The organism is Bacteroides sp. HMSC067B03 (assembly GCF_001811315.1).
Lineage (GTDB): Bacteria > Bacteroidota > Bacteroidia > Bacteroidales > Bacteroidaceae > Bacteroides > Bacteroides faecis.
The window spans coordinates 95,910-103,932 of sequence record NZ_KV804416.1; the positions used below are offsets into that span (position 1 = coordinate 95,910).

Annotated in this window: 6 protein-coding genes; all 6 read right to left on the minus strand. The window is 35.7% G+C overall.

From position 1 onward, the window contains the following. Window position 1 precedes the first annotated feature (1 nt). Window positions 2-454, minus strand: coding sequence for a DUF5004 domain-containing protein (locus HMPREF2794_RS20910; RefSeq protein ID WP_010536676.1), 453 nt, complete (start codon window positions 452-454; stop codon window positions 2-4). Window positions 455-483: 29 nt separating this feature from the next. Beyond that, on the minus strand, window positions 484-2,340 hold the full coding sequence (locus HMPREF2794_RS20915) for a RagB/SusD family nutrient uptake outer membrane protein (protein WP_055268587.1): 1,857 nt from the start codon (window positions 2,338-2,340) through the stop codon (window positions 484-486). 217 nt (window positions 2,341-2,557) lie between these two features. Continuing rightward, window positions 2,558-3,886, minus strand: a complete 1,329-nt coding sequence (locus HMPREF2794_RS20920) for a DUF5005 domain-containing protein (protein WP_010536674.1) — start codon at window positions 3,884-3,886, stop codon at window positions 2,558-2,560. Window positions 3,887-3,912: 26 nt separating this feature from the next. Further along, the gene (locus HMPREF2794_RS20925) at window positions 3,913-4,941 is read right to left on the minus strand and encodes a BT_3044 domain-containing protein (protein ID WP_010536673.1); all 1,029 of its coding nucleotides are present in this window, start codon (window positions 4,939-4,941) and stop codon (window positions 3,913-3,915) included. A gap of 19 nt (window positions 4,942-4,960) precedes the next feature. Next, entirely contained in the window at window positions 4,961-7,012 is a 2,052-nt protein-coding gene (locus HMPREF2794_RS20930; RefSeq protein WP_070752558.1) for a RagB/SusD family nutrient uptake outer membrane protein, read from the minus strand. A 31-nt stretch (window positions 7,013-7,043) separates the two neighbouring features. Next, on the minus strand, window positions 7,044-7,889 hold the full coding sequence (locus HMPREF2794_RS20935; RefSeq protein WP_246839627.1) for a SusC/RagA family TonB-linked outer membrane protein: 846 nt from the start codon (window positions 7,887-7,889) through the stop codon (window positions 7,044-7,046). Window positions 7,890-8,023 lie beyond the last annotated feature (134 nt).

Below are 8,023 nucleotides of genomic sequence, written 5' to 3' on the forward strand. Positions count from 1 at the left end.
ATCATTCTTCTATTTTTTCAAAAGAATAAACATAAGAGTTGCTCGAGCATCCCGGACTAATTGTAAGGGTTATATGGCGTTTCCCTTGTACAATCGGGTAAGTGATTTCAGTTATTGCTTCTCTTTCAGCACCTTCCTCCTGAAAAGTTAAGAAAAAAGGATATGTCAAATTATCAATTCTCCATGTACCATTTTTCTTTACTAAAAAAGGGAGATAGTTTTCAATATTATATGTATTATCTTTATTCATAATCAGACGAAACTGACTAAAGTCCATCACTTCAGATATATCCGTTCCATTGCGTATAACAGTTTTTAATTGCCACTTCCCATCTAACTGCTTTGGTACTTCCATATAAGAATCAGGAGTTATTTCATCTTTAAATGTATTGCAAGCACTCACAATACCTAATAAGACGAAAAGTAAAACCGTAGTTTGTATTTTAAATCTCATATTTCTTATTTTTAATATAACAATCATTCCTATTCATAATAAGGATTCTGCAACAAATCCGGTGATTTCACAGTCTCTTTATAAGGTATTGGATAAAAATACATCGCTTTACGGAAGGTATGCTGACGAGTATCAATGATTCTTCCTGTCTTCTGCTCACCATTTCTTGTGATTTCAAAACCATGCATCATCCTATTATCTGTATCTTCAGCAATCATCCAACGACGTACATCAAAGAAACGATGTCCTTCAAACGCTAAATCCAACCGACGTTCCAACCGGATAGCTTCTGTCATATCAGCCTGACTCATATTATTTTCAATTCCATATGTTCCATCCTCGCCAGGCTCTATGCCAGCACACTCACGTATCTTTCTCAATACAATATACGGGCTAATTTCTTGATCTCCTAGTACATCTTTATGATCAGGTCCATAATATTCATTAGCAGCTTCTGCATAATTCAGCAAAATTTCAGTATAACGCATCAATGGTCGTGCTTGCGAACCTCCATAAAGCATTTGATTTGCCATTGAACCAAATTTCAAGAATTTATGTGTATAATACCCTGTCGGAGTCCCTCGATAGATAGCGTCCTGTTGTGTTCCCACAGATATATTAATTTCAGTATCCTGCATATTACTCTTCATTATGCATCCATCATAAGTAACAGTGAACATGAAACGAGGGTCACGTTTGTTAGCAGGATTCGTAGGGTCATAATCTGGACTATCCTTAGTCGGTGTGCCATCTGCCATTGGGAAAAGTTCAGCCAAATCATGATAAACATACCCTCCAATACCATTTCCTCCTGTACTAGGAGGAGCAAACCATCGGTTTGTATCTATACTAGCTCCTGCTTTCTTTTCAAAGATTGTACCGCAATAAACCTCCGTTCCCACTTTTCCATAATAATCAGCAGGTAACAACTGTGCATAATATCCCCATCCCGGATAAGCCTCATTATTCTCATCTTCATTACGGATGTACAAATCATACTGCTTCATCTTTATCACATCAAGGGCAGCATCTACAGCTATCTTCCAACGCTCCTTATCATAAGTAGTATACCCTAACAATTCTTTCGGAAAATCAGTAGGCGCAAAATCACTACCGTTGAATAATTTGCTAGCAGCGTACAAACGTACACGTGAAATTAAGGCTTTACAAGCTCCTCGGGTTACACGTCCAAATTTGTTTCCACTTCTTTCAACTGGCAATGTTTCTGCAGCTTTATTAGCTTCATCCACAATATACTCAACGCAATCCGCATAAGAGTTACGCTCCTTGATTGCTTCTTCTACAGTTTCATAAACATCATCACCAATTAAAACCACACCACCATAATGTCTTAATAGCATTGCATAATACCAAGCACGCAAAAAGCGTGCTTCTGCTTTATACTCTTCCTTTGCCGCTTCAGCCATTCGGGATCCATCTGCATATTTAAAAAACACATTTACTCGACGAATATTTCGATATGCAATTCTCCAAACATCGTCCTCAGAAATAGTAACAGGATTGACTGTTCCAGTAGCGAACATTACATCTGTCGTAAGCCCGGTACTAGCTTTATACGCAGCTTCATCACAACTAGTCTGCAATCCTCCATGATCATTATACTGATCTTTATACCGATTATGTTGGATATCAAAACCAATATCCACATAAATCTGGTTTAAGAAATCTGCCGTATAAGTACTATCAGCGAATACGGTTGCCTGATCTAAGTCCGTGGTTTCTGTCTCACCCAGAAAATCATCTGAGCAAGACGAAAAAAGCCACACACCTACAATAGATAGGAATAAATAAAATAAGCTTTTCATATACATAGAAATAGCGGTTAATAAATTTAGTTGATAAACTCTAAAAACGGTAATATTCATTATTATTAGTTCTTTTTAATATATGTACTACTTTGTTGTTATTTATATAATAACGATTTAAAAACGATATACCACTAAAACAATTACATGTTTTTTATTAATAAATTTACTTGTATGCAGGAAAGCTCAGAACATATTAAAAAAGAAAGCCATTTCTCCCTTTTATGAAGAAACGACTTTCTAAATCAATTTACCAAGATGAGTCCGTCAGTAGCTATCACTCATCTTCATCATATATACTTTCCCAATTGAAAACACGATAGAAATAAGGGCGGCAAAAGTCAGCACTACCCGGAAAATCAAAATTATCTCCAACAGTATCAGCATCAGTATTAGTAGAAAATACTAATTCACCTTCTCGTGCAAGTTCTAAATGCAGATTTACTCTTAGTAAATCTTTATAATACTGATTACCTATCTTATCTACAGAATAAGGTACATTAAATAAAATCTTTTGATTAGTAAAAGGTCCATAAGGTGTTTCACTACGATATAGATAAACAGAATGACCATAAGATTTGGCCTGTCCTACCATATAATAGTAATCTCCTTTTCTAAAGATCTGTGGCATACTACATACATAATTATTTTCCATTATAGTAGAGCGAGTCCTCTCCTCTTTCGTCGGATACATCTTTTGCCATATAAAGTTACCATTTAAATCACGTATGTAATACTCCCACTCTGAAGCCAAGTCATGAGTAGTGGTACGAGCTACTAATGGTCGATTATTCTCTGTTACGTAAAGATAAATATGCCCATCTTCATCTTTCCACATAGTAGAACCATAGCCAACATCATCTATATTAAATTCTTCATTTTTACTAATTATTTTAAGATAAGTACTATTACCGGGCTGTCCTTCCAAACTATAAACAGCTAGACAAGTACCAGTTCGAGTCATTTTCTCCTCATTATATTTCCCCCATAACATTTGAAGTTCTTCAACCCCATTATTATCAAATACCGTAGCGCCACCTATTTGATAAAAATACTCTTCATCTGTTTCTCCCATAATAGTCTCATCTGGAGCTATGTGTGCATACGCTTGATAATAGCCTTCTCCATCTGGATCATTAGTCTGCACATAATCAACCAACCATCTTAGGTCATCATCCGTTTCTCCGAGACTACCACTAACAGTCGTTTGGACCATAATACTATTATGTGGGAAATTACAATTCCCCCTTGCTCTTGTTTCAGCATCTACAACTCCATAATAGCTATCATTAAAAGCCCAAAAAACATTTCCATCAGACAATAATGTAGATTGCACACCAATTCCACCATTCCATCCCAATGTACGGGTAAATAGCTTATCATACTTTTTGTCTTTATAAACAAAAACCTCACCACTATGCTGACCCACATTAGGAATTAGCTGCAATTCCCATGCCGAATCCATATTTGGAGGAGTAATCGTTACATCACTATCCACTATTTCTTCATATGCAGTTTGCGCTGCATCATAATCGTTGCATGCAACTAATACCAGTCCTGCAACGAAAGTTGTACATAGAGCACTATATATATTTCTTGTTTTCATAAGATTTATCAATTATTATCAGCCACTCAATTATTTTCGTTAGCAATAGCCACTGGAGACATTACCTCTTTCATTTCATACCAATCATTCGAATTATAATTATAACGATAATTCAACGTAAACTCTTTCTTATCAGGATTATAGTATGATGGAGTATCTTCAATATTTAACACAGTAATTCCACCATTTACATCATACCATTTATCTAATGTCACTTTTTGGCATTTTATATATTCTCCAGTTGGCAACCCATTACTCCCAATAATAGCAACATCAATCATTTCCTCAGGATGAACTGTAACAACGATCCCTTGTTTACGAAGCTCCTTTCTATCCGATGTAAGGGTAGATCCTGTTAAAATACGAATACCATGTTCCGTAACTGGAGCAACCAATTTAGTAGCATTTATTGGTTTATAATCAGGGGCATCATTCTTTTTGTCCAAAGGCTCCCAAGTATCCTTAACCACTCGCAAACTTGTTCCATTCATTGTATAATAGCTTTTTTCCTTGGTCGTTGCATAAGCATTTTTCATAAGTATCTGCATCAATACGTTCCTTCTTTCAGAAGAAATCATGTAATCAGAAACAGAAGCTATTCTTAAAGGAAGAAAGTAATTATCTTCAGGTTCCAAACCATCAATATCCACTTGAATTGGGAATAAAGAATAAGATGAATTTACATTTGGATATAATTTTATAGCCCAATCATCTACCTTATAGTGGTCTTTCGGTAATTCTAAGACATAGTTTTTATAATTATCCCCATATCTCTTCTGATTATAGTCTGATAATACAGTTTCATTCCTTTCTAGTTCTACTGTTACTTCTTTTTCAATTGGAGTCGTACCACTTGCATAAACAGAAAGGTATCCTATCCCTTCCCCGCCAAAAGAAAATTCTTGCTTGAAGATATTATCTTCTCCGCTAACAATATAAATTTCCTTACGATACTGTTCATCCTGATAAAATTCTTGCTCACAAGACGTTAGAACACCAGTAGTTGTCACACCTACCATAAGTATCAATTTATTGATAATTTTCCTATATTTCATAATTTATTCATTTAAAAAATTATTTATCCCAACCCGGGTTTTGATCAAGAACAGAAACTTTTCTAATCTCATCTAGATGCAAAGGCAACCATACCATCTTAGGTTTGAAATCACGTTCAGTTATTGATTTATACTGAATCACGGTAGGTTGGTAAAATCCCTCCCATTCAGCTTGTTCTACATTCAATCCCATTAAAGGTTCCCTTTCTAAATCTTCAACAATTCCCCAGCGCCTAATATCATAATAACGTTGTCCTTCCCAGAATAACTCAATCAAACGCTCACGTTGAATGACTTTGTTAAAAGCATCTGCTGTAGCTAAATCATCTGTTGTCAATCCTGGAATACCTGCACGATAACGAATCTGATTAAAACAATATTTGATAGCTTCTGTATCACGAATATAAGTTTGACCATCAATCTCATGCGCTTGAGTTAAATTATTCAAGGCTTCTGCATAAGCAAGCAATATTTCTGCATATCGAATAATCGGAAATGGCTTATCTTTTTGACGTGCACCACTACCACTCATGGCATCTTGTGGATTTATATATTTTCGAGAAGTATATCCAGTTATATTATAAACATTATTATTAGAATGATTTTTACCTGAATTAGCTCCATTCCAATAATCAATATTAACATTTTTCTTTGCACTTTCAGTAGTAGATCCCATCGGCCACCAAGCATGTGAATAGCCAATATTCACATAGAAACGTGGTTCACGGTTAGTATATGCCAAGTATGTTCCCTGGCTGATTTTATAACCTTCAGATAAAACTTTATCTTCTGTCGTCACACAAGTCTTATCATAAGGACGGGCTATATATGGATATGTACTACTGGAATTTTTGATATCACGCCCATCTGCCATATAAAATTGGTCTACTATATGCTGAGGCACACACAAACAAGAAGAACCTCCAAAATTCAATGGGAATACATAACCCATATGGCTACCCACTTGAGCTGTAGAACTGCACCAAATGAACTCAGGATTTTGATTAATAGAAAGCTCTCCATTGAACATTTCGGCATAGGATCTATAAGGGTCTACAACTTTTTTATCTCCCATCCCTACGCCATTTGGAAATTCAGCAGTAGGAACTCCTTGGGGAAGTGTGACTACATATGTACCATAATTTCCAGATTCAGGATGTTCAACATCAGTGGAAGCAGAAACTGTATATAATTGATATCGTCCTAAATCAATTACTTTTTTCGCTGCTGCAGCAGCAAGTGCCCATTTACGTTCATCATATGTTTGAGAAACATAATATTCTCCATCTGTACAACGCGTGAAATCACCAAAGAATCTACGGGCAGCCTCTCCACCATTATACAATGGGCTAGCAGCTTGTAATCTCACACGAGCAGCTAAAGCTAAGGCAGCTCCTTCTGTAGGAATATATTGATCCATCGAAGTGGTAACATCAGGTAAATTTTTAGCAGCCTCATCAAATTCAGAACAAATATAATCCACACATTCATCGTACGTATTGCGTGTTCTTGCATAATATTCCGCTTCCTCATTATTACTCACAACTTCATCACCCAGCAAAATCATTGGACCATTCTGTTGCAAAATCAAATAATATGCATAAGCTCTTAAGAAACGGCATTTTGCACGAAATTCCATTCTTTCAAAACTATTCATATCACGAACACCATCAATATGTGGCAATATAGTATTCACCTTACGAATCACCTTATAACATTTAGGCCAAATATTGAAATCCCATGTCCAACCGCCCATTGAACTAGAAGTAATCTCATTATTCATTAACTTCGTTCCAGAGAATTGTATAACAACCATGCCATTCCAATCACCACAGCTCACAGCCTCGTCTGAACCTGTAACTCCAGGAGTGTTCCCATATTCCCAATTTTTATCGACAACAGGAAGCAGAGCGGCAGCTCCATTAAAATAACGTTCAATATTACGCTTATTTGCATAAATAGAATCTTCTTGAAAGGTATCCTCAAAATAATCATCTATATTCAAATAATTACAAGAAGCAAAAAAGCCGGATACCAATAACAGAACCGATAATATAAAATATTTTTTCATGGACTAATTTCTATTAAGTTTACATATAGTATTAGAAATTCAAATAAAGCTGCAATGAATAACGTGCAGGCAAAGGATAAGCCTGTCCACAAGAGGTCGCTTGTTCTGGATCAAAGATCTTTACAGAATCCCATACTGCTAAATTTTCACACATCAACTGAATATTCATGGAATTAATACCCAAAATACGTTGTAATGCAGGAACTTTTAGATTATATGCCAAGCTCAACTCCTGCAAACGTAAGTAACGGGCATCACCCATCCAAAATGTAGAAGGTTTCGTATTATTCTCATTTTTCCCATAATACAAACGTGGAAAACGAGCATTTGGATTCTCTGTAGCCTGATTTCCTGAATATTCAGCAGAAATCCAACGATTCTCCGGATTATAAGCAATAGTCATTATATTTCCTTTATCCTTCTGATTAAATGGCATATATCCATCGAAACTTTTACCATCCGAACCACCATATAAGAACTTATTACGTCCTGTCCCCTTGAACAAGACATTTAGTGTCCAACTTTTATAACGAAACTCAGCACCAATACCATACATCAACTGTGGTACCCCTGAATAAGCAAATAAAGGTACTTTATCATCATCAGTAATCTTGCCATCACCATTTATATCTCGATATTTAATATCACCAGGGCGTACCGTACCAAATTGTGTAGGACTCATTTCTACATCTTGTTGATCTTTAAACAATCCCATAGCAACAAATCCACGTTGTACATTATTGGCGTAACCATTATTTTCCAAATATGTATAAGGCTTTTTTGTATCTTCCCAATTTAATATCTTATTCTTGCTTAAAGTAAAATTACTACGTAATATCACATGTGCATCCTTTCCTATCTGTTGATAGAATTCCATATTTACAATCGCCAAATCAAAAAATTCCCGACCGAAAAACAAAATGTGTCATTGAAACACATCTTAACATAAAACAAAATGTGATTTTTGGTGCAAATTTAAAGGGGCTGTGTCAAAACTAAGGCACATCCCCT